Source organism: Nocardia flavorosea NBRC 108225, from assembly GCF_001613385.1.
Classification (GTDB): Bacteria; Actinomycetota; Actinomycetes; order Mycobacteriales; family Mycobacteriaceae; genus Nocardia; species Nocardia flavorosea.
In genome coordinates this window covers 24643-48681 of record NZ_BDCG01000015.1, presented here as the reverse complement: position 1 = coordinate 48681, position 24039 = coordinate 24643, and the positions used below count along the sequence as shown (strand labels likewise).

At 67.5% G+C, this 24039-nt stretch carries 24 protein-coding genes; 9 read left to right on the top strand and 15 right to left on the bottom strand.

All coding sequences use genetic code 11. The features are described 5' to 3' along the window. Positions 1 to 25: 25 nt before the first annotated feature. The 5 genes from NFL01S_RS18595 (at position 26) to NFL01S_RS18575 (ending at position 5609) form a co-directional block, all read left to right on the top strand. On the top strand, positions 26 to 625 hold the full coding sequence (locus NFL01S_RS18595) for a zf-HC2 domain-containing protein (protein WP_084492952.1): 600 nt from the start codon (positions 26 to 28) through the stop codon (positions 623 to 625). Further along, positions 622 to 2877: a heavy metal translocating P-type ATPase gene (locus NFL01S_RS18590; protein ID WP_062977031.1), complete on the top strand. Its 2256-nt coding sequence runs from the start codon at positions 622 to 624 to the stop codon at positions 2875 to 2877. The genes NFL01S_RS18595 and NFL01S_RS18590 overlap by 4 nt, the downstream gene beginning before the upstream one ends. Positions 2878 to 3178: 301 nt before the next feature. Continuing rightward, complete coding sequence (locus tag NFL01S_RS18585; protein ID WP_062977029.1) at positions 3179 to 3787, top strand: hypothetical protein; 609 nt, start codon at positions 3179 to 3181, stop codon at positions 3785 to 3787. 278 nt (positions 3788 to 4065) lie between these two features. Continuing rightward, positions 4066 to 4686: a sigma-70 family RNA polymerase sigma factor gene (locus NFL01S_RS18580; RefSeq protein WP_063915987.1), complete on the top strand. Its 621-nt coding sequence runs from the start codon at positions 4066 to 4068 to the stop codon at positions 4684 to 4686. Between the two features lie 182 nt (positions 4687 to 4868). Further along, positions 4869 to 5609 (top strand): DsbA family protein, encoded by a 741-nt coding sequence (locus tag NFL01S_RS18575; RefSeq protein ID WP_062977027.1) that lies wholly within the window; start codon positions 4869 to 4871, stop codon positions 5607 to 5609. A gap of 25 nt (positions 5610 to 5634) precedes the next feature. Here the strand turns inward: NFL01S_RS18575 and NFL01S_RS18570 are convergent, their stop codons facing one another. Beyond that, on the bottom strand, positions 5635 to 5904 hold the full coding sequence (locus tag NFL01S_RS18570) for a hypothetical protein (RefSeq protein WP_062977025.1): 270 nt from the start codon (positions 5902 to 5904) through the stop codon (positions 5635 to 5637). Between the two features lie 462 nt (positions 5905 to 6366). Here NFL01S_RS18570 and NFL01S_RS18565 point away from each other — a divergent pair, with 462 nt between their 5' ends. Both NFL01S_RS18565 and NFL01S_RS18560 read left to right on the top strand, forming a co-directional pair. Beyond that, positions 6367 to 7806: a PepSY-associated TM helix domain-containing protein gene (locus NFL01S_RS18565; RefSeq protein WP_084492868.1), complete on the top strand. Its 1440-nt coding sequence runs from the start codon at positions 6367 to 6369 to the stop codon at positions 7804 to 7806. Beyond that, positions 7803 to 8411 (top strand): DUF5134 domain-containing protein, encoded by a 609-nt coding sequence (locus NFL01S_RS18560; RefSeq protein ID WP_062977021.1) that lies wholly within the window; start codon positions 7803 to 7805, stop codon positions 8409 to 8411. The genes NFL01S_RS18565 and NFL01S_RS18560 overlap by 4 nt, the downstream gene beginning before the upstream one ends. 462 nt (positions 8412 to 8873) lie before the next feature. Here the strand turns inward: NFL01S_RS18560 and NFL01S_RS18555 are convergent, their stop codons facing one another. From NFL01S_RS18555 to NFL01S_RS18495, 13 genes are all read right to left on the bottom strand, one after another. Beyond that, on the bottom strand, positions 8874 to 9083 hold the full coding sequence (locus NFL01S_RS18555) for a heavy-metal-associated domain-containing protein (protein WP_245670778.1): 210 nt from the start codon (positions 9081 to 9083) through the stop codon (positions 8874 to 8876). A gap of 134 nt (positions 9084 to 9217) precedes the next feature. Continuing rightward, the gene (locus NFL01S_RS18550; RefSeq protein ID WP_084492865.1) at positions 9218 to 9937 is read right to left on the bottom strand and encodes a superoxide dismutase; all 720 of its coding nucleotides are present in this window, start codon (positions 9935 to 9937) and stop codon (positions 9218 to 9220) included. Beyond that, positions 9937 to 10293, bottom strand: coding sequence for a hypothetical protein (locus NFL01S_RS35585; protein WP_157116687.1), 357 nt, complete (start codon positions 10291 to 10293; stop codon positions 9937 to 9939). The genes NFL01S_RS18550 and NFL01S_RS35585 overlap by 1 nt, the downstream gene beginning before the upstream one ends. Before the next feature lie 536 nt (positions 10294 to 10829). Then, positions 10830 to 11846, bottom strand: a complete 1017-nt coding sequence (locus tag NFL01S_RS18540; protein ID WP_033244223.1) for a Rieske (2Fe-2S) protein — start codon at positions 11844 to 11846, stop codon at positions 10830 to 10832. Continuing rightward, a complete protein-coding gene (locus NFL01S_RS18535) occupies positions 11843 to 13420 on the bottom strand; it encodes an FAD-dependent oxidoreductase (protein WP_033244222.1) in 1578 nt (525 codons plus the stop codon). Before NFL01S_RS18535 ends, NFL01S_RS18540 begins: the two co-directional genes overlap by 4 nt. After that, positions 13420 to 14181, bottom strand: a complete 762-nt coding sequence (locus NFL01S_RS18530) for a class I SAM-dependent methyltransferase (protein WP_033244221.1) — start codon at positions 14179 to 14181, stop codon at positions 13420 to 13422. The genes NFL01S_RS18535 and NFL01S_RS18530 overlap by 1 nt, the downstream gene beginning before the upstream one ends. A gap of 4 nt (positions 14182 to 14185) precedes the next feature. After that, positions 14186 to 14380, bottom strand: coding sequence for a hypothetical protein (locus NFL01S_RS18525; protein ID WP_156052294.1), 195 nt, complete (start codon positions 14378 to 14380; stop codon positions 14186 to 14188). Positions 14381 to 14382: 2 nt separating this feature from the next. Next, a complete protein-coding gene (gene idi, locus NFL01S_RS18520; RefSeq protein ID WP_033244220.1) occupies positions 14383 to 14937 on the bottom strand; it encodes an isopentenyl-diphosphate Delta-isomerase in 555 nt (184 codons plus the stop codon). Then, complete coding sequence (locus NFL01S_RS18515) at positions 14934 to 15893, bottom strand: phytoene/squalene synthase family protein (RefSeq protein WP_062977014.1); 960 nt, start codon at positions 15891 to 15893, stop codon at positions 14934 to 14936. Before NFL01S_RS18515 ends, idi begins: the two co-directional genes overlap by 4 nt. Then, positions 15890 to 17416 (bottom strand): phytoene desaturase family protein, encoded by a 1527-nt coding sequence (gene crtI, locus NFL01S_RS18510; protein ID WP_033244218.1) that lies wholly within the window; start codon positions 17414 to 17416, stop codon positions 15890 to 15892. The genes NFL01S_RS18515 and crtI overlap by 4 nt, the downstream gene beginning before the upstream one ends. Before the next feature lie 55 nt (positions 17417 to 17471). Then, entirely contained in the window at positions 17472 to 18626 is a 1155-nt protein-coding gene (locus NFL01S_RS18505; protein WP_033244217.1) for a polyprenyl synthetase family protein, read from the bottom strand. Between the two features lie 30 nt (positions 18627 to 18656). Next, positions 18657 to 19694, bottom strand: a complete 1038-nt coding sequence (locus tag NFL01S_RS18500; RefSeq protein WP_231508564.1) for a MerR family transcriptional regulator — start codon at positions 19692 to 19694, stop codon at positions 18657 to 18659. Continuing rightward, a complete protein-coding gene (locus NFL01S_RS18495; protein WP_033244605.1) occupies positions 19676 to 20173 on the bottom strand; it encodes a DUF6764 family protein in 498 nt (165 codons plus the stop codon). Before NFL01S_RS18495 ends, NFL01S_RS18500 begins: the two co-directional genes overlap by 19 nt. 250 nt (positions 20174 to 20423) lie before the next feature. Here NFL01S_RS18495 and NFL01S_RS18490 point away from each other — a divergent pair, with 250 nt between their 5' ends. Both NFL01S_RS18490 and NFL01S_RS18485 read left to right on the top strand, forming a co-directional pair. Next, the gene (locus NFL01S_RS18490) at positions 20424 to 21080 is read left to right on the top strand and encodes a fasciclin domain-containing protein (RefSeq protein ID WP_033244216.1); all 657 of its coding nucleotides are present in this window, start codon (positions 20424 to 20426) and stop codon (positions 21078 to 21080) included. 520 nt (positions 21081 to 21600) lie between these two features. Beyond that, positions 21601 to 22467: a MerR family transcriptional regulator gene (locus tag NFL01S_RS18485; RefSeq protein ID WP_033244215.1), complete on the top strand. Its 867-nt coding sequence runs from the start codon at positions 21601 to 21603 to the stop codon at positions 22465 to 22467. A 171-nt stretch (positions 22468 to 22638) separates the two neighbouring features. Here the strand turns inward: NFL01S_RS18485 and NFL01S_RS18480 are convergent, their stop codons facing one another. After that, positions 22639 to 24012, bottom strand: coding sequence for a TIGR01777 family oxidoreductase (locus tag NFL01S_RS18480; RefSeq protein WP_033244214.1), 1374 nt, complete (start codon positions 24010 to 24012; stop codon positions 22639 to 22641). Positions 24013 to 24039: the final 27 nt, after the last annotated feature.

Genomic DNA, 24039 nt, shown 5'->3' with positions numbered 1-24039 from the left:
GCCGCCGCCACCCGACCACTCAGGTATGAGGTGCGAGACGGCCCGCGAAGCGGTATCGGCGCTGCTGGACGGTGAACCGCCCGCCGTCCCGGCCGGCCGGCTACGCGACCACCTGGAACAGTGCCCGCACTGCGCGACCTGGCGAAGCCTGGCGGACTACGCCGCCATCGCCGAGCCCACCATCGGTGAGCGGACGCACTTCCTGCCGGACAACACGACCGTGCCGGTCGCCATTCACGAGGGCGCGCCTGCCGACGCGACGTTCAGCGGATGCCGACCGGCGGGATCACTCGCCGAAGCCGTCGCCGCACAGCAGTTACCCCCAGCGCGGACCCGCACACGGACAGCGCCCGCGCGCTACGGGACCGGGACGAAAGTGGTGCACGCGGCCCTGGCCTCGGAGGTCTGCCTGCTGGTCACCGCGAGCGGGCTACCGGCCGGCGCCCTGGCGATCGCACTGCCCGCCACGCTCGGAGTATCGGTCACGGTTCAGCAGGCCGTCGCACGGCGCGCGGCACGGCGTGAACTGCCGGTCGAGAGCGAACTGTCGCTGACCCTCCCGCCCCGCGCGGTGCCCGGACGTCGTCGGCCGTACGCGGCGCCCGCCGGAAAGAGCACCCCGTGACGATCACGATCACCCGGCCACCGGAGACGATCACCCGGCACCTGGTTCACTTGCGCATCTCCGGAATGACCTGCGCGGCCTGCGCGGATCGGGTGCGCCGCGGCCTCGAGCAGCTCGCCGGGACCACCGCCACCGTGAACATCGTCACCGGTACCGCGGAAGTCCACGCACCGGTGCGCTACGGCACCGAAGATCTCTACCGTGCGGTCGAGGCTGCCGGGTACACCGCCGACCTCCGGCCATCCGCTCCCGACAGCACACCGACCCCGAAGCAGCGCGCGGACATCGGGCCACGGCGCACTGTGACAGTACTCACTACACTCACTGCGGCTACGGCTCTTCTGGCTGTCGCACTCCACGACGGCACAGGTGCTGCGCCGCAATTCCTGTTCCTCGCCCTCGCTTTCGCTGTGGTCGCGGGTGCCGGCGGACCGATCCATGCCGCGGCCTGGCGGGCGGCCCGCCGCGGACACACCACCATGGACACCCTCACCTCGCTGGGTCTGCTGGGCACGCTCGCCTACGCCGCCGTCGCCACGGTCGCCGGGACGGACGGCGGTCGCTACGCCGGTATCGCCGCAACGGTGACAGCCATCGCGGTGGCCGGACGCCGTTTGAAGAGTCGCGCCGAACGACGCGCAGGTGCGGCCCTGCGCGAACTGGCCGCACGGTTCGCCCGTTCGGTGACCGTCCTCGACGACACCGGGAAACAAACCCGGATTCCCGTGGGCGATCTGCGCGAAGGTCAGTCCTTCCGGGTGGATCCCGGCGATATCGTCGCCGCCGACGGTCTGGTCGTCTCCGGGACGGCGGCCCTCGATATCAGTGTGCTCACCGGAGAACCGACTCCGCAGCTCATCCAGACAGGTGAGGTGGTCACCGCCGGGAGCGTCGCGCTCGACGGCAGTCTCATGGTGGAGGCGGCGGCGGTCGGCGAGCGCACACGGCTGTCCGGGCTCCTGCGTTCGGTGGAGCGTTCCCACGCCTACCGCGGTGATTTCCAGCGCCTCGCCGACCGGATCGCCGGGCGGTTCGTCCCGGCGGTACTCGCCCTGGCCGCAGTGGCCGCCACCGGGTGGTTGCTCGCGGGCGGTGGACCGGATAACGCGGCCCGTGCGGGACTGGCGGTCCTGCTCGCCGCCTGCCCGTGCGCGCTCGGGCTGGCCACACCGATGGCCCTGCTCGTGGCCTCGGGCCGGGCCGCGCAACTGGGCATATTCGTCAAGGGCCAGCGGGTCCTGGAACAAGCCGAGGGCGGCGCGGTGGTGGTCTTCGACAAGACCGGAACGCTGACCGACGGGGCCCCGTCGGTGGTCGAGGTGTCCCCGGCCCAAAAGGTAACGCGCCAGGAAGTCCTGCGCTGGGCCGCGGCCGCCGAGTCCGGCTCCGCGCATTCGGTCGCGCTCGCGGTGCGCGCGGCGGCCCGTGCCGAGCACCTCGACCTCCCCGACGCCCGCGCGGTCACCGAATTCCCAGGGCTCGGTGTGCTGGGGATCGCGGACGGGCACCGGCTGGCGGTGGGCCGGCCGGCGTTCCTGCGCCGACGCGGGTTCGCGGTGCCCGCCGAACTGGCCGCCGCGCGGCATGCCCAGGAACGGCTCGGGCGCACCGCTGTCTTCGTCGGCGCCGGCGACCGGGTCGTGGGAGTGATCGCCGTGGCCGAGCGAGTACACCCGGCAGCGGCCCGAACCGTCGCGCAGCTCCACGGTCTAGGTCTGCGTACCGTCCTGCTGACCGGCGACAACCCGTTCGCCGCCCAGGCCGTCGCCGACCAGGTCGGTATCGGCCACGTCGTGGCCGGTGTCCTGCCCGAGGACAAAGCCGAGGTCGTAGCCCACCTTCAGGAATCGGGCAAGCACGTCACCGTCGTCGGCGACGGAATCAACGACGGCCCGGCCCTGGCGGCGGCCGATGTGGGTATCGCCCTCGGCACCGGAGCCGATGCCGCGATCGACGCCGCCGATATCGTGCTCGCCGGACGCGACCTGTCGCGCGTACCCGCCGCGATCGGTCTGGCCTGGGCGACCCTGGCCACGATCCGGACCAATCTCCGCTGGGCATTCGGCTACAACCTGCTGGTGCTCCCGGTCGCCGCCCTCCTGCTCGACCCACTGTCCGCCGCGGCCGCGATGGCGCTGTCGTCATTGTTCGTGGTGTCCAACAGTGTCCGGCTGCGCAGGTTCGCCCTGCCCGGCGACACGAATCCCCCAGCGCGACAGCGCACTGCCGATAACGCCGGAACGAACTGGTAGACGATTGGATTGCTATACCCCTGCCGGAGCGGTCCACGCGTCGCGCGTAGCGAACGCTGCGACCCACCGTCCTTCCGGCGCGACGCTGCCGCCGGTGGATCTGCGCCCTCTGCAGAGTCCCCGGCGCCCACGGGGTGCCGGGCTCACTCGGCACCTGGCTCCGTGGCCGGCACCGCTGAGCGCACCATCCCTCTGCGGCATACTGAGCATCGGAACGCGCACCGTCGCAGACGACGCGGCAGTGCGCAGCGGCGGCCCACCCCGCCATCGTCCCTGGAAGGGTGCGACGATAGACAACACCATGATCAGCGCAGCGCACCGTTCGCCCCTTGCCCGGGCCTGCCGTGCGTGGATCTTTGCGCTGATCTGTGTCCTGCTCTCGGCCTCGGGACACGCACTCACGGCCGCCCACCCGATTTCCCTGTCGACGCTCAGCCTCGCCGTCGCCTTCGTCGCGGCATTCGCCTGGTCGGCCGCCGACCGGCAGCGTGGTCTGCTCCCCATCACCGCCGGGCTCCTGACCGGCCAAGCCGCCCTGCACCTGTGGTTCACCACCGACCCCGCCGGCGGGCACACAGCCCACGCTGCGGCGGTCGGCACCTCCGCCGACACCGATGCCCCGGCGATGCTGGCCGCGCATTGCCTGGCGGCTCTGGTGTGTGGTCTCTGGTTGTGGTGGGGTGAGCGCACCGCGTTCGCACTCGCCGCGTCGATCTACACCCGGATCGTGCTGCCGCTGCTGCTGCTCATCCCACCGCTACCGCCAGTCGTCGCCACACTCGTCACTCGACCGCCCACCGAGCTCGGAACACCAGCTGCGGCCGTCGAGTTCCTGCGTCACGCGCTGGCCCGCCGCGGGCCGCCGCACCGTATCCCCGTGCTCTTTCAAGAATCCGTCGTGACACCGTAACCGGCCGAGCGGCCCGGGATCTTCCGGCCTCACCGGGATATCGGTGGTGTGCGACGGATGTCCCGTCACCGGCGCACAACAGGCAGTGACGTGGTCCCCCGAATCCGCCTGGCTGCCGTGTATGGGCGGAGCCGAGTGCGACCGCGCCACCGCTCACGCGTCCCGACCAGAAGAATTCGCCATGGATACGTACCCTCCCGTGCCGCCCGTCCCCGGGCAGCACACCGCACCACGTCCGAGCCCCGCGCGATCCACCGGTCACGACCCGGTTCGCCGCCATGTCCTCGGATGAAGAGCTGACCGCGCTGGCGCTCGCCGCCGGCGCAGGCGACCGGACCGCCCTGGCCGAGTTCATCCGGACGACTCAGGCCGATGTGTGGCGATTCGTCGCCCATCTGACCGATGTGCAGTCCGCCGACGACCTGACCCAGGAGACCTTCCTGCGGGCGATGGGTAGCCTGCCGCGGTTCGCCGGACGCTCAACGGCACGCACCTGGTTGCTCTCGATCGCCCGGCGCGCAGTGATCGACCGGCTCCGCAACGCATCGGCACGCCCGCGCACCACCGGCGGCGCGGACTGGGAAACAGCGATCGACCAACGTCGTGACCGGCACGACAGCGATATCGGCGAGGACATGGTGGTCTCGGACTTCCTGCGCCACCTGGCGGACGACCGTCGCGAGGCGTTCGTGCTGACCCAGATCCTGGGCCTCAGTTACGCCGAGGCCGCACAGACAGCCGGCTGTCCCGTCGGCACCATCCGCTCCCGGGTCGCGCGGGCCCGGGAAACGCTGGTCGAGCTGTGGCAGAGCGTCGATACCGACTCCACCGTGGTCTACGCCTTCCCCCGCGCGGCCAGGCGTGACCAGTCCCCGACACCGGTCGCCCGAGCACGCTGACCGGGTCCGAGATCGCAGCCGGACAGACCCGCAGTGACCGGTGGGCGGCGCGGGCCGTCGCCCACCGGTCCGGGCGCGGCCCGCTGCCGGTCCGTCCGAACCACCTTTCCGCTCGCCCGGCACTCCCACCGTCCGGCACCGCCGGACACCCCGAACACAGAAAGCACGACAAGAAGTTTCTTATGGGCACACAGAAAAAACGAAAGAATTCGCTGTCATCGATTCGACCGGACCGCACCCGGCGAATCCTCGTACAGCTGGCGGTCACCGCGGTCCTCGTCGGACTCATCGCCGCCATCGGAATCAACGTGGCGATCAAGAAGGCCGAACGCGACGACCCCGGCGCCACCCCCACCGTCACCGCCGCACCGGACACGAACCCGAACGGTCTCGCCGCAACCCTCACCGACACCGGCGCCATCAGGATCGGGAAACCGTCGGCCACCCGAACAGTCCGGCTGGTGGCCGACCTGCAATGCCCCGCCTGCCGCCAGTTCGAGACAACCTACGGCCCGCTACTGACCGACGCGGTCAACGCGGGAACCATAGCCGCCGAATACAACATCATCGCCTTCCTCGACCGAGCCTCGTCCACCGAATACTCGACCCGCGCCGCAAACGCCTCGTACTGCGCCGCCTCCGCAGATCCCCTCGCCTACCCGGACTGGCTGAAGACCATGTTCGAACATCAGCCACCGGAAGGCGGCGCGGGCCTCCCGGACAGCACACTCGTCGACATCGCGGCGACCATCGGTTACACAGACCCCGCCTTCGCCCAATGCGTCACTGATCAGACCTACGGCAAATTCGTCCGGGCGCGCACACTCGACATCCTCGACAGCGGAATCCAATCCACGCCCTCGGTTCTCCTCGACGGCCGGCCGATCGATCCCGCCCAATTGGCCGAAGCCATCCGGTCGTGAAAGCGACGGCGCGGGAGACAACCCGTCATGGCGCGGTGATCGTGCCGATCGGGTTGTATCCCCCGTCACGCAGCGCTTCGAACGCCTGGAAACGATCGCGCGGACTACGGAACTCGGCCACGACTCGCTTACTGGTCAGGTCGATATCGTGCACCGGAATATGCAGGCCACGAGCGAAATCGACGCCCGAGCGGTACTCGGTGGTCGCGGTCAGAAACGAATGCTGGGCCAGTACCCGGCCGCACGCCTCGATACCGACCCGGAATATCTCCATCGGGTCGTGGTCGGTCGTCATCCCAGATACAAGCGCTGCGACAACGTCAGATGACTGCCCGGCTCCGGATGTATCGGCGAAACCGTATAGAAGACAATCACCGTCACTACCGACGGTGATTAACCGAATAGAGCCGAACTCGCCAAGTCGGCGAGTATCCGCGCGGCCGAACGCCGGTCGTAGCGTGGTGAATGATCCTCCGCCATACGCACCTCCGAGTCTCGGCGACAATCTCACGGTAACCAAGATCGAGTGAACAGTCTTCGGTTCAGCTCGCCCTGTTCCTGAGCTGCGGGGTCCACCGCCTACCGCACGCGACTCGCGATCACTGCGGTCAGCGAAGCCGACGAGCGGAGTCGCCCGCTTCCGGCCGCGTCGGTGATGCCGCCTGCCCGACGAATATTCGTCTCGTCACGCGGGAACCAACCCGGGCTTCGATCCGACTAATCACCGTGAGGGACGCTCGGGAATGAGGGATGCAGCATGACGAATCAAGTGTCGGAGGTGCCGGAAAGGCACGAAGCAAATACGGAAGCACCCACGCCCGACAGCGAGCAACCGGTCCCCGGAACACGAGACCGATGGGCGGCGCGGGGCTTGTGGTCGCGATGGCGGCCACTGCTACTGAGGCTACATTTCTATGGCGGTATGTTCGCCGGGCCGTTCATCCTGATCGCGGCCGTCACCGGCCTGCTGTACACATTGACGCCGCAGCTGGACGGGATCGTCTTCAGGAACGAGCTGACCGTCGACGAATACGCTCCGCAGGCACGCAGTCTCGCCGACCAGATAGCGGCCGCGCGCACCGTGTATCCCGAGGCCCCGATCACCAGCGTGAAGCCGCCCACGGTGGCGAGCGAGACGACACAGATCGCCTTCACGACAGATGATGCGCCGCCCGATTACACCCGCACCGTGTTCGTCAATCCGTACACCGCGCAGGTTCAGGGCACGCTCACCACCTACGGTATGTGGCTGCCGATCCGGTCCTGGTTCGACGAAATGCACCGCAACCTGCACCTGGGCGAAGCCGGCCGGTACTACAGCGAAGTCGCGGCGAGCTGGCTGAGCGTGGTCGCGCTGGGCGGTCTCGCGATGTGGATCTCCCGCAATCGCCGGCACGGCCGGAAAAGACTGATACTGCCCGACCGGCACCGGACCCCGAAAGGGTCGCGTACCCGAATCCTCAGCTGGCACGGCACCGTCGGCATCTGGATCGTGGTCGGGCTGCTCGGATTGTCGATCACCGGCTTGACCTGGTCACGCTTCGCCGGCGATCACATCGCACAACTGCGTTCCGAACTCAGCTGGACCACGCCGTCGGTGACGACGACATTGCCGCACACCGACGGCACCACCGGCGCACCGGGCGATCCGGCGGCGAGCGCCGATACGGTCCTGCACAGTGCACAGGCCGCCGGCCTGCAGCCACCGATGTGGATGAAACCACCGGCAGCGCCGGGCGACGCCTGGGAAGTATACGAACGAAAACGTGATGCCCCGACCCGTTTCGACGCCGTCGCGGTCGACGCCGCAACCGGCGCGATCACCGACCAGAGCAGGTTCGCGGACTGGCCGCTCACCGCCAAACTGACCGGCTGGGCCATCGATACCCACATGGGAGTGCTCTTCGGCCTCCCTAACCAGATCGTGCTGGCGCTGCTCGCCCTCGGCCTGATCACCGTGATCGTTCGCGGCTACCGGATGTGGTGGAAACGCCGCCCCACCCGCAGCGGATTGCCCACCGCACCCGAGCGCGGCGCGCTCACCGGCCTACGCCCGATCGAAGCGGCGATCGCCGTGGCCGTCCTCGCGGCGGTCGGGTGGCTGGCTCCACTGTTCGGCGCGACATTGGGCGCGTTCGTACTCGGCGATGTGATCGCCGGGGCAATTGCGCGGCGGCGGAAGCGTATCGCGTCATGATCACCGATCCCGTCCTGAAATGGGCTGCCGTCACCGCATTCACGGTGACAGCGGTGTACTGGGCGGCGCGATCCGCCACGCGCACGGCAACCATCTCCAGCCGGCTCACCGCGATCCTGCACGTCGTCATGTCCCTGGCGATGCTCACAATGGTGTGGTCCCGGTTGCCGCAAATCCCCACAGTTGGCGGCATGACGGTGTTCGCCGGTGCCGCGGTGGTATCACTCGCTCTGCTCGCCGCCCGTCGCGAGCACCACCTCGAGTACATCTACCATGCGGGGATGATGGCGACGATGGTGTGGATGTACGCGGTCATGGACTCCACATTGATCGGCGGCACATCGATCCACACCGGCGGCGAATCCGCCCACGCCGGCCACGGCAGCACCATGGCGATGCACACAACGATGACAATGCAACCACCGTCCTGGGCCGCGTACCTGAACTTGGCGATCGGACTCGCCTACCTCGCTGTGGCCGCCACCTGGATCGCCCACAGCTACCGCGGACCGGCGGCCGCCGAGTCGGCCCACCGCCACGCCGGCGCGATGCAAGCCCTCATGGCCACCGCCACCGCGGCAATGTTCCTGTCCTACACCGGCTGACAACCACAGCCCGGGCCACCACCGGACCAGCCGGCAAGGCTCGAACATGCACCATGCCCGCCCGGATCCGACCGCAACCGAGCTACGTCGCCGACCACTCGCGCCAGGCCACCTCGGCTCGGCTCGGCTCGGCTCGGCTCGGCTCGGCTCGGCTCGGCTCGGCTCGGCTCGGCTCGGCTCGGAGAACACGAGATCACATTGCGACGGTTGATGTTCGACTCGCCGGTTGTGGCCACGTCGTCCAGATATCGAGCCGGGTGGCAACATCGAGCGCGTTCGTCGAAGCGTGTCCCGACCACACATCGCTCGTCCCATCCCGGCTGTGGTGACTCGTTTCCGAGGGCGAAGAAGATCCGTGCCAGGGCCCCAGTCGTCCGGCCAGCCAGGCGATAGCGAATATCACGACCAGCAGGAAAACGAACCGGATGACTCGCGCGGCGGTGTGACGGTCGTCGTTGCGCGTCACGCGTGGACGACCTCGTATCCGGCTTCGGCCACGGCCGCACGGATGTCCTCCGCAGAGCCCGAGCCCGACACACGGACGGTTCCGGTGGCGATATCGACGGCGACGGCGTCTATCCCGGGCAGCGCGTTCAGCGAGCGAGTAATCGCATCTGCGCAGTGAGCACACGACATACCCGACACCTTGTAGGAGACCTCGTTCATAGACATCCCTTCGAAGCTTTCTCGTCCAGACCCCGCGCACTCAGCACGGGTCTATCTGTCGGACAGCGGGGCGCTGCGGTTCCGGAAGTAAGGGCGGCAGCCCGGCCCGACACCGACATCTATCGATAGCCGAGCGGAACCTAGCGAATCGCCGCTTCGGCATACCGGTCCGACACCGTGTTCCAGTCCACGACCTGCCACCAGCTTCCGAGATAGTCGGCGCGGCGGTTCTGGTGCTTCAGGTAGTACGCATGCTCCCAGACATCGTTTCCCAACAGTGGAGTGCCCTTGACCTCCGCCACATCCATCAACGGATTGTCCTGATTGGCAGTCGATGTGATAACCAACCGACCGGAATGATCCACGATCAGCCACGCCCACCCGGATCCGAAGCGAGTGGTTCCGCCCTTGCCGAACTCTGCCGTGAACGTCTCCAGCGACCCGAACTCGCGGTCGATCGCCGCCCGGAGTTCTGGAGACGGCGCACCTCCGGTGCCCGGAGCGGTCATGGTCTTCCAGAAGAAACTGTGATTCCAGTGCCCTCCCGCGTTGTTTCGCACTGCCTCCGGCAGCGTCCCCGCGGCAGCGACCAAATCCTCCAGTGGCCTACCCTGCAGTGCGGGAGAGGCTGCCACCGCCGAATTCAAACTGTCGACGTAGGCCCGATGATGCTTGCCGTGATGGATCGTCATCGTCTCCGTGTCGATCACCGGTTCCAGCGCGCTCGGCTCATACGGCAGCGGCGGCAACGTAAAGGGACCCTGCGCCCGAGCCGGAGCCGCATAACTGGTGGTAACCGCAAAACACGACACCAACAACGCCAGCGCTGCTGCCAGAGTCGCCAAAGCTCGGCGCATCATCACTCCATTCCATGAACCGAGTCGAGTTCATTTTTCCAAATCTCTGTGTACAGCCCGATCTGGTTGCGCAACTGCGAAGTGACGCAACCGAAGACAATCGACAGGCTGCGCGCACGGTCCACCGAGACCGGGATGGCAACATGCCACGTCAACTTCGAACCGCCGGCGACCAGCCGCCACATCGCCGATCGGGAATCGTTGGGCTCATTGCCTCGCCATGTCATCCACCTGCCCATGCGACAGCCGTCTGCCGTCCGCAGACTTAGTCGTGCGCCACACCCGTCGAGTTCCCGCCCATGCTGAGAGCTGCTGACGAATCCGACGCGCACATGAGCGCGAGCCATGTTATCGGGCATGACCTGCCACTTCTGTGGAGCTGAGGGGACTCGAAGTCTTACCCCGACACAGCCGACCAAGCCGATCCCCGGGTCACCCGTGTTTCCCAACTTCGATGTGCCCCGCCCGGTGATCGATGAAGATGGGAACGACGGACAACCAGTACACGCACATCGCGGCACCTACATTTGGTAATCACCGACGATGACCAGGCGTTTTCCGGTTGCCCATGTTTTGTGTGTCCTGCCGAGGGCACAACCTGCGACAGCGTTTCCGCAGGTCAACCGGACTTCACGATCCGCGAACGACTCGAGAATCGTCAGCAGAACCGAATATGTGCAGGTCAAAATATGTGCAGGTCAAACGGTTCCCCTAGTTCGATCCTCGAGGAAACACAAAACAAGGGAAACCGGACCGGCAATTCATGGAATTCAGGGTCAGCCAACATCGAAGCGGCCTGCCTGCCACCTCAGCAGTGCAACAAGAGCCTTCGCCTGCGCGGCAGTGATGCGCTCTGCTTCCGCACCGGTGACATACCGAATCTCGAAAGACGTCGTCATCCCGGTTTCTGCGTCCGCTGTCGGTAGCGCCGTTCGGCATAGGCCAGGTCGTCGCGCCACAACCGGGTCGCGGCGCGGGTCATTATCGGCCGTAGGAAGCGGGCGGCGTGGCTGGCTCGGGCGAAGCCGAGGCGAGTCGAGTCGGCTATTACGGCTTCGATGACGGCGGTTCGTGGTTCGCCGTCCGGCCCGGGGCCGAGCGGTGTGGCATGGGTTTCGACGACACTGCCCGATCCTTCACCGTCGATGATGCGCATCGTGACGGTCCGGGGCTCCGGACTGGTGAACTCGGCGCGCACCGGGACACCGAGACGGCCGCCGACCCGAAAGGTGACTGCAACCAGGAACCGGTCGTCGGAGTCGGCCGAATCGTGTTGCTGGGACGGAGTCTCTAGTACTTCCAGCCGGGTGAATGAGTATGGGTGGAACCAGGCGCCGTGCCACGGGTCGAGTCGGTTGGCGACAATATCGGCCGGTTCGCACACCCCGCTGAGGGTTGCTACCGCGGCGATGGCGCGGTGCGCGGGCGGGCGGGCCCCGATAACAGGTGTTTCGAGCGGGCTACTGTCGCCGATATGGTCGAGGCGGACCCACGCCAGTACGCCGTCATCGTGGCACGGTAATGGTGTCCAGCCGGCCTCCCCGCCGCTGTCCAGTCGCAGCCCGTGCCATCGGCACACGAGGGCACCGCAGTCGATATGTGCCTGCGCCAGCGGCGCGCCCAGATGTGGGCACGCTCCCGGACCTACGACAAGTCGTTGCCCTCGGTCTCGCCATGCGACGAGTTCGACTCCGGCGATCGTGAATCCGAACGGGCGGCCGGGGCGAATGTCTCGGCTGGCGGCGAAGACGTACCAGTTCCCGGACGGGCGTTGTTGTGCGCGTTGGAGTGTGGCGGCGATGAGGGCGGGTTTCGCGGCGTGGTAGGTGGGTTCCTGGTCTGCCCAGTTTCCGGGGTCGATGGGTTGCAGTGGCCATCGATCGGGCCAACGCCGAAACAGGAGGTTGTTCATCGGAGGTCCTCGGCAGGTGCGGTTGCCGTTGCGTAGCGGGTGGCGAGTCGGCGCAGTAGGGCGTTGCGGCCGCTGGTCGGCACGGTGTGCAGATCGTGGCCGGGTAAGCCCCATTGGGTGAGCAACGCGTTCGCCGCCGCCCATCCGGTGGTGGCGGCGCGTTCCATCAACGCGACGGGCAGGTCGATGCGGATGCCGTCGCCGGCCAGCACGAGCCGACGGTGTGGTGTGCGGATGGTGGGCCGGTACGCGTGGTCGCCGACACCGAACAAGGGGCAGTCCTGGTTCCATTGCAGGTGTTCGCCGAGGATTCGGGCGTCGGCGGTTTCCGGGTAGAGGCGGTTCAGCCGGGCGCGCAGCCGAGCGGGGATATCGCGCTCCTGGGCCGGTGTCAGCTGTGCGGGCAGGGCGTAGGCGTGGAGTTCCAGTACGGCGCCGCCGTGGCGCGCGGCCCACGTGCGGGCCTGTTGCTCGTAGTGGTTCAGCACGCTGACGTTGTCGAGGGGGGCGAGGCCTCCGGTGGCCAGGAACGCCGGTCGATGCGGCGCGACCGGCTTGTCCAGCCAGATCCGATACACCAGAAACGGTGGCGCGCTGCGTAACCGTTCGATCGATGCGCGCCACACTCGGTCGCCGAGTTGCGGCGAGTTCTCGACGATGCGACGCAGTCCGGCGGCATCTGTGGCGAGGACGACGGCGTCGGCGGCGATATCACGACCGTCCTGTGCGCGCACCCGGAAGCCGCCCTCGCCCGCGGGCTCGACGGCGGTCACCGTGCTACCGGTGCGGATCCGGACATCGTGCGAGATGAGGTAGTCCTGCAGCGGCGACCACAGTGCGGTGTCGTAGTTCGAAGTGGGGACGTCGAACAACAGACCTTCGCTCGAACCGAGGAAGTAGATGTGGAACATGGTCGCCAGCTCGGCCGCCGACAGCTGGGCGGGTGGCGCGAAGAAGCTGCGGGAGAACACGTCGAAAGCCAGATGGCGGGCGGTGGCCGGAAAGTTGATCTGCTGCAGGAAGGTTTCGGCGTCGGTGTGGTCGAGCAGGTCGTAGATCCCGGGTACGGAGACCGCCGCGAGAGGTGCCGCGGCGCGCGCGTCGATGCGGCGCAGGTCCTGCAGGGGGAAAGTGTGGCTGCGGGCGGCGAAAGCGAGGGCATTCCATGGTGGTGTGCGCGGCAGACGCCGGAAGGTGTCGCGGCGTCCGTGGCCGTCGATGAGTGGGTAGTCGTCGATCGCGACGAGCCGATGCAGCTGCGGATCTGTGCGGCGCAGTAGCGCGCGCAGGTTGTAGTACTGACGGAAGAAGGCGTGGAACCCGCGGTTGATTGCGATCGCAGTGCCGTCGGGCAGGTTTTCGGTCCAGCCACCGACCCGGCCGCCGAGGTAAGGCCGGCGCTCGATGATTTCCACGTCGATGTCACGTTCGGCAAGCCCGGTTGCCGCGGCGAGTCCGGCGATACCGGCGCCGATGACGACCACGTGTGGGCGGTGGTCGAGGCCGCGGCGTCCCGAGGCCGCTGGGGCGCGATGGTGGACAGCACGTCGGTCGCGTCCGGAGCCGGCACGCATCATGGAGCCCCTTCTGATTCGGAGCCGGGCCCCGGCACGGTCGCGGTGAAGGTGTGCACGATGTCGTACTGCCATCCGGGCACAGTCGCCACCCGTATCCCGGTGAAGCCGTTCTCACGTAACCGTGCCCGGAACTGGTGCACGCTGTCGAACGCGGTCACGCTGCGACGCAGGTGCCGGTACAGGGTGGTGTCGCCAGTGAGCAGCGCGCCGAGCGGAATGATCACTGCGCCGCAGACCGTGTTCCACACCACGCGGGCGGGCAGTGACCCGCGCACCGAATACTCGTGCACTACGAGCGGGGCACCGGGATGCAACAGCGCGGCGAACGCGCGCAGCTGGGCGTCGGGGTCGGCGAGGTTGCGCAGCAGATATGCGGCGAAGATCCCGTCGAAACGGCCGCCGCAGCCGGCCGCGTCGAGGTCTTCGATGCGGGTGTGGTGGAACCGCACTGTGGAAGGCCAGTTCTTCGCGCGGGCGCGGGCGAGCATTTGGGCCGATGCATCGATGGCGACGATCTCGGCGTCCGGGGCAACCGACAGCAGCGCTGCGGTCGAGGCGCCGGTACCGCAGCCTGCGTCGAGCAGCCGGAGTCCGGCGCCGTTGGCGGGTAGCTGCATACGTCGCGCGGACAGGCGCAGATGCTTGTGATAGCCGGGGTTGTACCCGACGAGACGGTCGTATTCGGCGGCGCCGTGGTCGAAGGTTGCCGGTACCTGGTCGCGTGGGAGCCCGTCCGGGCCGAGCCGGGCGCAGTTCACGGCGCTACCTTCCGGCTGAGGTGGTGTTCGTTTCGGCGGTGATCGCGATCGCGTCCCACACCAGCAGTATGCCCGCGACGGGCAGCACGCTACCGGCAAGACGCGCCGGACACCGGTGGCCCCTGTGTCCGACGAATTCCCGTAGGACGGTCACCATGAGGCACAGGCCCATCAGGATCAGGTGCTGCCAGTGATCCACGATCACCTCCTATCCGTCCACAAGCTGAACCCGGGCGCCGCCGCGAGCTGCGGTACCTGGTCAGCGGCCCACGGACTGATCGGCCAGCGCAAGCCGGCGGCGACGGCGAAGTCGGGCCACGGCACCCAGCGCCAGTCCATCACTTCGGCGGCGTCGGCATGCACCGGTCCGTCGGCGCGGGCGCAGAATACCGGGCAGACTTCGTTCTCCATGGTCCCGTCGGGTGCGGTGGCCGAATACCGGAACCGCGGCAACAGGCAGGTGGGGGTGTCGATGCCCAGTCCCAGTTCCTCGCGTACCCGGCGTGGAACAGCGTCGCCTACTGGTTCGCCGGGTGCTGGATGTCCGCAGCACGAGTTCGTCCACACTCCCGGCCAAGTCCGTTTGCTCAGTGCCCGGCGCGTGACGAGCAGTCGCCCGTCCCGATCGAACAGGTAGCAGGAAAACCCGAGATGTAGTGGCGTATCCGTGTGATGTACAAGCGTTTTCGGCATCGAGCCGACCTGCTCGCCGCTGTCGTCGAGCAGTACCACGCGCTCTTCGGATCGCCCCGTCATGACGGCATCGCCGTAGTGAGTGTGCCGGCGCGACCGCCGCGGCGGGCCCACAACGCGCGAGCCAGTGCGGGCCCCGCCACGGCGGCGCGCCTGGCGCGGCCGACGGTCGCACGCTGGGAGAACACCGCGAATTCTGTTGCCTCGATCCGGTCCAGAATCTCTGCGTACAGCATTGCCGCCGTTGTGACGCAGGGCCGCGACACCGGGTGCAGTAGCTCGATTCCGGCGCGAGCGGTCCGGTACCAGTCGCGAGCGATCGCATGCTGGGCCGCCAGCGCCGAGCGCACCCGGGTGTCGATCTGTCGATGATCGCGGCACCACTGCAGCCGGTCTCGGTCCACGCCGAAGGCGGCCAATTCGTCGGCCGGAAGGTAGACCCGGCCGCGGTCGAGGTCTTCGGCGATATCTCGCAGGAAGTTGGTCAGCTGGAATGCCTTGCCCAGGGCGGCCGCGTAGGGGGCCGCGTTCTCGGTGGGGCCGACGGTACCGAGAACCGGGAGAACCTGCAGGCCGATCACTTCGGCGGACCCGCGCATATACCGATCCAGCGCGGCCCGGTCCGGGTAGTCGGTCACCGTCAGATCCATCCGCATCGAGGCCAGGAAATCCTGGAACAACGCGCGGTCGATATCGAAGCGGGCGACGGTGTCGCTCACCGCGGCCACGATCGGGTCTTCGTCGGCACTGTTGTCGATACCGTCGAACAGCCGCTGTGCCAGTAATTCCAAACGTTCTGCCGGGGTGAAGGGCTGCCCGCCCGGAAGGTCGACGATATCGTCGGCCCACCGGGCGAATCCGTACAGGGCATGGATCGGCGGGCGTTGCGCCGGCGCGAGCAGCCGGGTGGCGAGGTAGAACGTGCGCCCATGGGTGGCGTTGAGGCCGCGGCACCGCCGGTAGGCGTCACGCAGTCGCGGTTCACTGATGCCGGCGGCGTCGAGTTCGAAACTGATCATGGCCGTACCCCGCTGCTGTTCGCGGCCGGTGCCGGGTTGTTGCGGCCGGCGGCGCCGGTGATGCGGTCGGCAGCGAGCCGGCCCGACAGCAGGGCGGTCGGCACTCCGACGCCGGGTACTGTGCCGCAGCCGGCGAGCACCGCATTCGATACGCCGCGCGGCAGGTTCGCCGGCCGGAACGGCCCGGTTTGGGCGAAGGTGTGCGCCAGCGAGAACGGTGTACCCGCCAGCATGCCCCGCTGTGCCCAGTCGTCGGGACTGTCCAGATGCACGATATCGGCGTGCTCAGCGAATCCCGGCAACAGCCTCTGTTCGACGATCGCGGCCAGGTCCGCGCCGTATCCAGGAGCTCGGCGCTGCCAATCCAGGTGTGCGCCACGGTCGAGATTGGGGGCGGGGGCCAGCACCGAGAACAGGTCGTGGCCAGGCGGGGCGAGTGTCGAATCGGTGGCGGTGGTACGGGTGACCAGCAGCGAGGGATCGCTCATCGGCACGCCCTGGTTGATCAGTTCGTCGAATGTCTGCTCCCAGGCGTCACCGAAAAGCAGAGTGTGATGCGCGGTCGTCGCACCGGCCGGCACACCGATATGCGCGACGACCGCCGACGGCGCGGGCCGCGCCCGCACCGGCCGCCGCGGTGATCGGCCCAGCAGCTGGTAGGCCGTGTGCAGTTCGGTCGCCAACACCACGGCATCGCAGGTGATCCGCTGCTGTTTATCGGTGTGTACGGCACCGATGTGGGTGCCGCATCGTTCCAGGTCGGTCACCGCTTCGCCGTAGTGGAACCGCACCCCGGCGTCGGTGGCGGCTGCTGCCAGCGCGGCGGGCAAGGCGCGCATCCCACCGCGCGGGAAGTACACGCCGCCGACGGTGTCCATATAGGCGATCACCGCATACAAAGCCAAGGCTCGTTGCGGTGACACACCCGCGTACAAGGACTGGAAAGTGAAGACCCGGCGCAACCGCGGATCGGTCAAGAACTCGGCGATGACCCGGTCCAGACGGCGGAAGCCCCCCAATGCGACGAGCCGGGCCAGCGCTGGGGTGACCAGTGACAGTGGTGAGTCGAAGTTGGCGGCGATGAACCGGTCGAACTCGATGCGATATATCTCGGTCAGCCATTGCCGCAGTCGTCGATAGCCGGCGACCTCACCCGGTCCGGCGAATTCCGCGATGGAGTGTTCCATCGCGTCGCGGTCGCTGTGCACGTCCAGTGCGCTGCCGTCGGCGAAGCAGGCGCGGTAGGCCGGAACGACAGGGTGCAGATCGAGCCGGGTTTCGATGTCCTCGCCTACCGCCGCGAGGGTATCGGCGACAATTTCCGGCATGGTGAGCACCGACGGGCCGGTGTCGAGGCGGTACCCGCCGATATCGAGTTGCCCCGCTCGGCCGCCCGGAACTGGTTCGCGTTCCACCACCGTGACAGCGCGGCCTCGTCCCGCCAGGTGCAGCGCGGTGGCGAGCCCGGCGAGTCCCGCGCCCACCACGACGACATGGTCGGTGCTCCCGGTTACGGTCCGCATGGGTCCTTCTTTCTTTGTTCGGCTGTCTGGCTGTGTCGCGTGAGGGTGTGCGGGTTCAGGTGCTACGTCGGGTGCACAGCAGCGCCATCTGCTGCAACGCAGCGGTCACCGTTGGGTCGAGAACACTGTCCACGAGAAGCTTCCGCGCGTCCTCGACGCGGTCGGCGATCATCTGCTCGGCGCGCTGGGGCGCACCGCTGTCCACGATCAACTCCCGGGCCGTCTGCACCGCACTGTCATCGAAGGTGTCGCGCTGCCACAGATCGTGTAGCCGAGCTCGCCCGGACGGCCCGGCCAAGTGTTCGGCCAGCGCGACGACGGTGGTGGCTTTGCGTTCCCGCAGATCCGCGTCAGCTGATTTACCGGTGACCGAAGGCTCACCGAAGATACCGAGCAGATCGTCGCGCAGCTGGAATGCCTCGCCGATCAACACGCCGTACTCACACAGTACTTCCAGGACCGGCTCCGCGCAGCCCGCCATCGCGGCGCCCAGTTCGAGCGGCCGGCGCACCGTGTAGTTACCGGATTTGCGCCGCGCGATATCGAGTACCTGTTCCAGCGTCGGCACCCCTGCGGCGTCGTTGACCAGGTCGGCGAGCTGACCCACTGCCAGTTCGGCACGCATCGCGTCGTAGCGCGGCCACACCCGGCCGAGCGCCGCTGCCTCGACACCGCTTTCGCGCAGCATGCGTTCCGCCCACACCAGGCACAGATCCCCCAGGAGCACTGCCGCGGATTCACCGAAACGCGCCGGCGATCCGGACAACCCTTGCTCTTCATGCCAGCGCGCCAGCCGCACGTGAGCGGCCGGGAGACCTCTGCGGGTATCGGATTCGTCCATCACATCGTCCTGCAGCAAGGCGAACCCGTGCAGCAATTCGATACTGGCCGCGGCCCGGAGTGCCGCCTCGGATTCATCGGCACCGCACAACCAGCCGAGGTACATGAACGTCGGTCGCACAGACTTGCCACCCGGCACGAAATCGAGCAGTACCCGGCTCGGATATTCGAACCCGTTTGCCTGCAGCTCTTCCGCGCACCGTGCGTGTACGAAGTCCTCGACGTGGGTGCGCACCGCGGCCCGGACTTGCGCCGTCCACGACTCGAACCATGCGGAATCGTCACTGTCACTGTCCGTCGGAGGGGACAGGGGTGCCGCCTGTTGTGCGTTCACCACTCCGATTGTGGCACTTTTCCGCCAAAATTGCATCGTTTCCGCATCGTTTAATCGAATGGTGAACTACTTGCCGGCCCGCACCAGTCGACTGATCTCGGAGATTGCCTCCTCGAGCGTGCCGACGCGCCGGCCGCCGGGCAGCGCCGGAGCTGCCGGCCAACCGGGTCCGGCCAGGAGTAGTCGAACAAGGCGGCCACTCCCGGCGGGAACCGGTTCCGCTGCCGCCGTCCGGCCCGATTGGGACCACAGCACCACCACGGGACTGCGCGCCTGTTTGGCTATCGCGTCGGCAAGTGCGATACCGGGCACGGCGGAGCCGAGCAACAAGGCCGGTACGCCGGCTTCCGCGAGCGCGGCACGTAGTACCTCCAGTGGAAGTACGTGCCCCTCGCCCGCAGTGCAGGCCAGCAGCACCGGAGCCAATCCGGCGACGTCGGGCGCCGGCGGTACCGCGCGGTGCAAACCGGTGGTGATCGCCCAGGACAGAACATGCTCCACATCGATCAAGTCGATTCCTCGATGCTGGCGGCTCACGATGTCGGTGAAAGCAGGGCGGCACAACCGGTTCCATGTGGCCACAACGCCGAAACACGTCAGATGGGCGGTGATCTCGGCGAGGAGATCGGCGGCTCGAAGCTGCTCGGCAGCGGCCAGGACCGGAGCCACATTTCCCAGTTCGGGCAGTGAATCCGCTCCGGCACGGGCAACCCTCGCGGCTTTGGCCGGGCTCACGCCGGACCGGACCAGATCGGCCATCCGGCTCAGCATCGCCACGTCACTCGTCGTGTAGTGCCGGTGACTGCCCGGGCGGTGGTGCGCGGGTCCCAGGCCGTACCGCTGGTTCCAGCTACGTAGCGTCGCGATGGGGATACCCAGCATTGCCGCCACGACACCGACGGTGTAGCCGGATGTCGAGTCACTACCTCTCGCGCCACCTTCGACCACGCTCGGCACACCTTTCAACGAAACGGCGCAAACCGCGTCACCGTCGAACGGCTGGAATCCACCACGCGACCAGAAGACATACCGCTCGGCACGGCCGAGCGCGGCGCGGGGGTCGGTTGTATATCCGGTTCGGATGCTCAGCGCAGCGACAAGCACCCCTGCAATGTTTGGAAGTCTCCGGCGAATGCGGGACCGCCGGTGCAGGTGGGGGTGGATACCCCAGTGACGGTTACCGCCGCTCCCGGCCCGGCGATACCGATCGACAGCCCGGGACGGACCCCGGTCAGTGTCGCTTGCGCGCCGGGTCCCACGGCGATAGCGGCCGGGCCCGACAAGAATGCCGAGCTCGATGTCGCCGTTCCGCCGTTCTGTGCGATGGCCAGCGACAGGCTCGTCGCGGCCGCTTCGGCAGCCGCGGTGCCATCGACTCCGTACGCGGCGGCCGCACCGCCCGTATTACTCGTCGCGGAGCAGGACGCGCCACCGGTGTCGGTCTGCACGGATGCGGCTCCGGGCGCCGGACACGACGCAATCGGCGCGGCATTCGCCGTCGGTCCGGCGACCAGCGCAAACACTGACGCGGTCCCTACGCCCACCAGCAGACCGAGCGAGCGGGCAGCAGTGAATCGAAACATGACGATCTCCTCCATTGTCCGAGCTTGTCCCTGGCCGTGCCCCACTTTTGGAGTGTTGTCGGCCGTCTGAAATTTCCGCCTGTAAGGGTTCACACTACGCGCTAAATGATGCAGAATCGACGCATCACGAGAATTTGTTTCGAGATCCATGACGGAAAGCAGTCGCGAGTTTCTGGCCGCATTCCTGCACACCCACCAGACCACGAGCCGTCGGCACGTACAGGCTCCGTTCTTGACAGGAAGGCACGACATGAGAATCCGAAAGCACTCCGCGGCGCTGATCGCAGTACTGTCGGCGATGGCTATCGCCGGCTCGGCGTGTACCGACACCGACGAATCAGGCAACGGCGAGTCTCCACCCGCTATGACCACGTCCTCGCCCACGATGCCGGCGCAGGATGACGGTGCCATGGCCGGGCCGGTCGGCGCCGGGTGCGCAGCGTACGCCGAGCAGGTACCGAGTGGGCCCGGCTCGATCGATTCGATGGCGCAGGAACCCGTGGCGACAGCGGCCGCGAACAATCCCCTGCTGACCACACTCACCTCCGCGGTATCCGGTCAGCTCAATCCGCAGGTGAACCTCGTCGACACGCTCAACAGCGGCGAGTTCACCGTTTTCGCGCCGGTGGACGATGCTTTCGCCGCGCTCGATCCCGCCACGCTCGAAACGCTGAAAACGGACTCGGACATGCTGACCAGCATTCTCACCTACCACGTCGTACCGGGTCGTATGTCACCCGATGCGGTCGCCGGCACACACCAGACAGTCGAGGGCTCCGAGGTGACGGTGACAGGAACCGGCGACCAGATCACCGTCAACGAGGCGACAGTGCTCTGCGGCGGTGTCGAAACCGCGAACGCCACCGTTTACCTGATCGACGGCGTCCTGACGCCTCCCACCAGCTAACGCACCCCGCCGGCCACCGCCACATACCTGCGCACTCGATAATCGGTGCCGGGTATGTGGCGTGGTTGATGTTCTCGCGCGACGGCCGGTGTTGATGCCAGGTCCCCAGATAGCGGGTCAGCTCCAATTTTCTCCACCGGGGCCGGCCCGGTAACGGAAACACGGCCGGGCGTCGCGCCCGCTCCGCCGGAGGTCGCGACAGAAACCACGACAGCGGCCGAGGCCACCCCGAACGCAGCCAATCGCTGTCCCCATCGGCGGCGCGACTCGTCGAAGGCAGAACTTGTATGTGAGAACACCCGGTACTTCTCGAATCTCTGGCTCGGGGCTCTACGTCAACAGAACACGATGCGTAATCGATTCATGGGAATTTATCGGTCGCGTGCCCAGGGAGGACGGCCCGTATCCGAGCCTCATGGCCTCGGACGGGTCTTCATCGTTGCGCTCCAGAAGGCGGCCCACAGCACACAGCGGTCCGGGCGCTTGGTGAACCGGCGTCCGGACCGGGCACAATGGACTGATGCCCGCCGGTCAAGCTCCCCTTTCCGACGCGGCCGGATATACGGTCCGCGCGGTAGCCGACCGACTCGGCATTCCGACCGCGACATTGCGCAGCTGGAATCGCCGCTACGCTATCGGCCCGACCCAGCACCGGCCGGGCCGGCACCGTCTCTACACCGCATCCGATATCGCGGCACTCGAGCAGATGCTCAGCCTTATCCGCGCGGGCGCGAGTCCGGCCGGAGCAGCCGCCGCGGTGACCGCCACATCGCCCACCCCCGCGCTCGGAGAGTGGGAGCCACTACTGAACGCCGCGTTCGCGCTCGACACGCGAACCACCTCCGCTCTGCTGGCCGCGCACCTGCAGGCATACGGAGTCGTCGATACGTGGGATCTCCTGTGTCGCCCCGCCTTCGCGGCCGTCGTCACACGCCAGCTCGGCGGCGAAAGCTGCATCGACGTGGAGCACTTGCTGTCCTGGTCGATCACCGTTGCGCTGCATCGCCATACACCGGCACCCGTTCCGGCGGACAACCATGCGGTCGTGCTGGCGTGCACCAGCGGCGAAACCCACGCGCTACCGCTGGAAGCCCTGCGCGCCGGTCTCGCCGAGCGCAATGTCGGCGCGTTGATGCTCGGTGCCGATGTACCCACCGACGCTGTCGCGGCCGCACTCACCCGCAATGATCGGCGGCCTGACGCCGTGCTCTGGTCACAGCAGGAGTCCACCGCGCTGACCTCTGCGGTACGTGCCTGTCACGTCGCCGGTTCCCGAATCTTCGTCGGTGGACCGGGCTGGGATTCGGCGATCTTGCCGGAGTTCGCGTACCGCCTCGACAAGCTCGGCGAGGCGGTCGACCGGATCACAACGCCACGCGGGTCATGACGGACACCACCGGCAGTGGTTAGACGACCGGGACAGAAATAGAGATGCAGAAATGATGCATACGGCGGTGTCGAGGTGGCGTTCGGCGAACTTCGTGTCCGTCCCGCGGGTCGGTCATCGGACGATCGGGGGACTTTGCCCGTCCGTGTGGGTCGCTATGTGCAACCACGATCAGCCCTCGACGTGCAACCGTGACGACTCGGAGGTGCGGCCGAGAACGTGGCGCAGCGCCGATTCCAGATCGGGGTCGCGGAATTCGTGGCCGGCACGGCCGAGTCGATCCGGCACGACTCGCTGACTGGCGGTAGCGAGTTCGCGAGCACCCGAACGGCCGAGCAGCACGGAAGGGCCCAACTCTGGCACGGCGAGGACCGTTGGCCGCCGCAGGACGCGGCCCAATGTATGCGTGTACTCGATATTGCGCACCGGTCGCGGTGCCACCGCGTTGATCGGACCCTGCAACTGAACGTCCCACAACGTGCGGTGATAAACATCGACGAGATCGTCGATCCCTATCCAGGACATCCACTGACGCCCGGAACCGATGCGGCCACCGAGTCCAGCGCTGAACAGTGGGCGCAGCAACCGTAGGGTCCCGCCTCGCGGCGATTGCACGATCCCGGTACGTACCGACACCACGCGAGTGGTGCCGGAAGCGGCAGCCGCCGCGCCCTCCCAGTCGGCGACGACATCGGCCAGAAATCCGGTGCCGCGCGATGACTGTTCTGTGAGGGTTTCCTCGTCGCGGTCGTATCCGTAGTAGCCGATGGCCGAGGCGCTGACAAACACCGCCACGCCGGCCTTCGCACTGAGTTCGGCCAATTTCCGTGTCGGCGAGATCCGGCTGCCGGCGATCGCTTTCTTGTGCTCCTCGGTGAACCGGCCGGCGATCGGCGCCCCTGCCAAATGAACAACCGCGTCCACGCCGTCGAGCAGATCAGTGGCGGGATCGGCCGGATCCCAGCGCCGCTCCCCGCAATCACGTGGCTCGCCGCGCACCAGGCGGATCACGGTATGCCCGCCCGAGCTGAGAAAGGCCGCCAACGCCGACCCGATCAAGCCGGAGGCACCTGTCAGCGCGACCGTGATCGCGCCTAGCCCGTGATCGGCCGCGCGCGCATGTGCTGCCAGGTCGGCTTCGAGCTGCCGGTACCGGTAGGCGAACATCGGACGCAGCATCGCGGCAGGCACCCACGTCTGCACTCGGTCCACGATCCGAGTGTGCGCGGGGTCCACCTCCTCGAATTCGTGAGTATGCCGCCACGACAAAACAGCAGACACGGGCACCGAGGCCGGACCGTCGGCGGTGATCCCGTCGACAAACCGGTGCGGCGGGTCGTATTCACCGGCTTCGTGCCGGGCTACCCAGCGCAAGCGCGCAGGCAAACCGAGCACCGCGCGCCCATCGGCGAGCGAATCGGCCTCGGCGAGCAACGACACCGGCTGCCATGGTGGTGCGAGCCGCGCGAATGCCCCCGGACGCGCGAACCACGCGAACACCTCGGAGCGAGGCGCCGCGACCACGGCCGAACACTCGATGCTCATTACCCGACCCTACGTGGTTTCGCCGAG

Excerpts from the sequence above, each read along its gene's own strand:
- NFL01S_RS18540 (WP_033244223.1), bottom strand. The coding sequence starts at position 11,846 with ATGAACAACCTCCTGTTTCGGCGTTGGCCCGATCGATGGCCACTGCAA.
- NFL01S_RS18490 (WP_033244216.1), top strand. The coding sequence starts at position 20,424 with ATGAGAATCCGAAAGCACTCCGCGGCGCTGATCGCAGTACTGTCGGCG.
- idi (WP_033244220.1), bottom strand. The coding sequence starts at position 14,937 with ATGACGGGGCGATCCGAAGAGCGCGTGGTACTGCTCGACGACAGCGGC.
- NFL01S_RS18585 (WP_062977029.1), top strand. The coding sequence starts at position 3,179 with ATGATCAGCGCAGCGCACCGTTCGCCCCTTGCCCGGGCCTGCCGTGCG.
- NFL01S_RS18515 (WP_062977014.1), bottom strand. The coding sequence starts at position 15,893 with ATGATCAGTTTCGAACTCGACGCCGCCGGCATCAGTGAACCGCGACTG.
- NFL01S_RS35585 (WP_157116687.1), bottom strand. The coding sequence starts at position 10,293 with ATGCCCGATAACATGGCTCGCGCTCATGTGCGCGTCGGATTCGTCAGC.
- NFL01S_RS18550 (WP_084492865.1), bottom strand. The coding sequence starts at position 9,937 with ATGATGCGCCGAGCTTTGGCGACTCTGGCAGCAGCGCTGGCGTTGTTG.
- NFL01S_RS18580 (WP_063915987.1), top strand. The coding sequence starts at position 4,066 with ATGTCCTCGGATGAAGAGCTGACCGCGCTGGCGCTCGCCGCCGGCGCA.
- NFL01S_RS18555 (WP_245670778.1), bottom strand. The coding sequence starts at position 9,083 with ATGTCTATGAACGAGGTCTCCTACAAGGTGTCGGGTATGTCGTGTGCT.
- NFL01S_RS18485 (WP_033244215.1), top strand. The coding sequence starts at position 21,601 with ATGCCCGCCGGTCAAGCTCCCCTTTCCGACGCGGCCGGATATACGGTC.
- NFL01S_RS18535 (WP_033244222.1), bottom strand. The coding sequence starts at position 13,420 with ATGCGTGCCGGCTCCGGACGCGACCGACGTGCTGTCCACCATCGCGCC.
- NFL01S_RS18570 (WP_062977025.1), bottom strand. The coding sequence starts at position 5,904 with ATGACGACCGACCACGACCCGATGGAGATATTCCGGGTCGGTATCGAG.
- NFL01S_RS18595 (WP_084492952.1), top strand. The coding sequence starts at position 26 with ATGAGGTGCGAGACGGCCCGCGAAGCGGTATCGGCGCTGCTGGACGGT.
- NFL01S_RS18565 (WP_084492868.1), top strand. The coding sequence starts at position 6,367 with ATGACGAATCAAGTGTCGGAGGTGCCGGAAAGGCACGAAGCAAATACG.
- crtI (WP_033244218.1), bottom strand. The coding sequence starts at position 17,416 with ATGCGGACCGTAACCGGGAGCACCGACCATGTCGTCGTGGTGGGCGCG.
- NFL01S_RS18495 (WP_033244605.1), bottom strand. The coding sequence starts at position 20,173 with ATGTTTCGATTCACTGCTGCCCGCTCGCTCGGTCTGCTGGTGGGCGTA.
- NFL01S_RS18505 (WP_033244217.1), bottom strand. The coding sequence starts at position 18,626 with ATGCAATTTTGGCGGAAAAGTGCCACAATCGGAGTGGTGAACGCACAA.
- NFL01S_RS18480 (WP_033244214.1), bottom strand. The coding sequence starts at position 24,012 with ATGAGCATCGAGTGTTCGGCCGTGGTCGCGGCGCCTCGCTCCGAGGTG.
- NFL01S_RS18560 (WP_062977021.1), top strand. The coding sequence starts at position 7,803 with ATGATCACCGATCCCGTCCTGAAATGGGCTGCCGTCACCGCATTCACG.
- NFL01S_RS18575 (WP_062977027.1), top strand. The coding sequence starts at position 4,869 with ATGGGCACACAGAAAAAACGAAAGAATTCGCTGTCATCGATTCGACCG.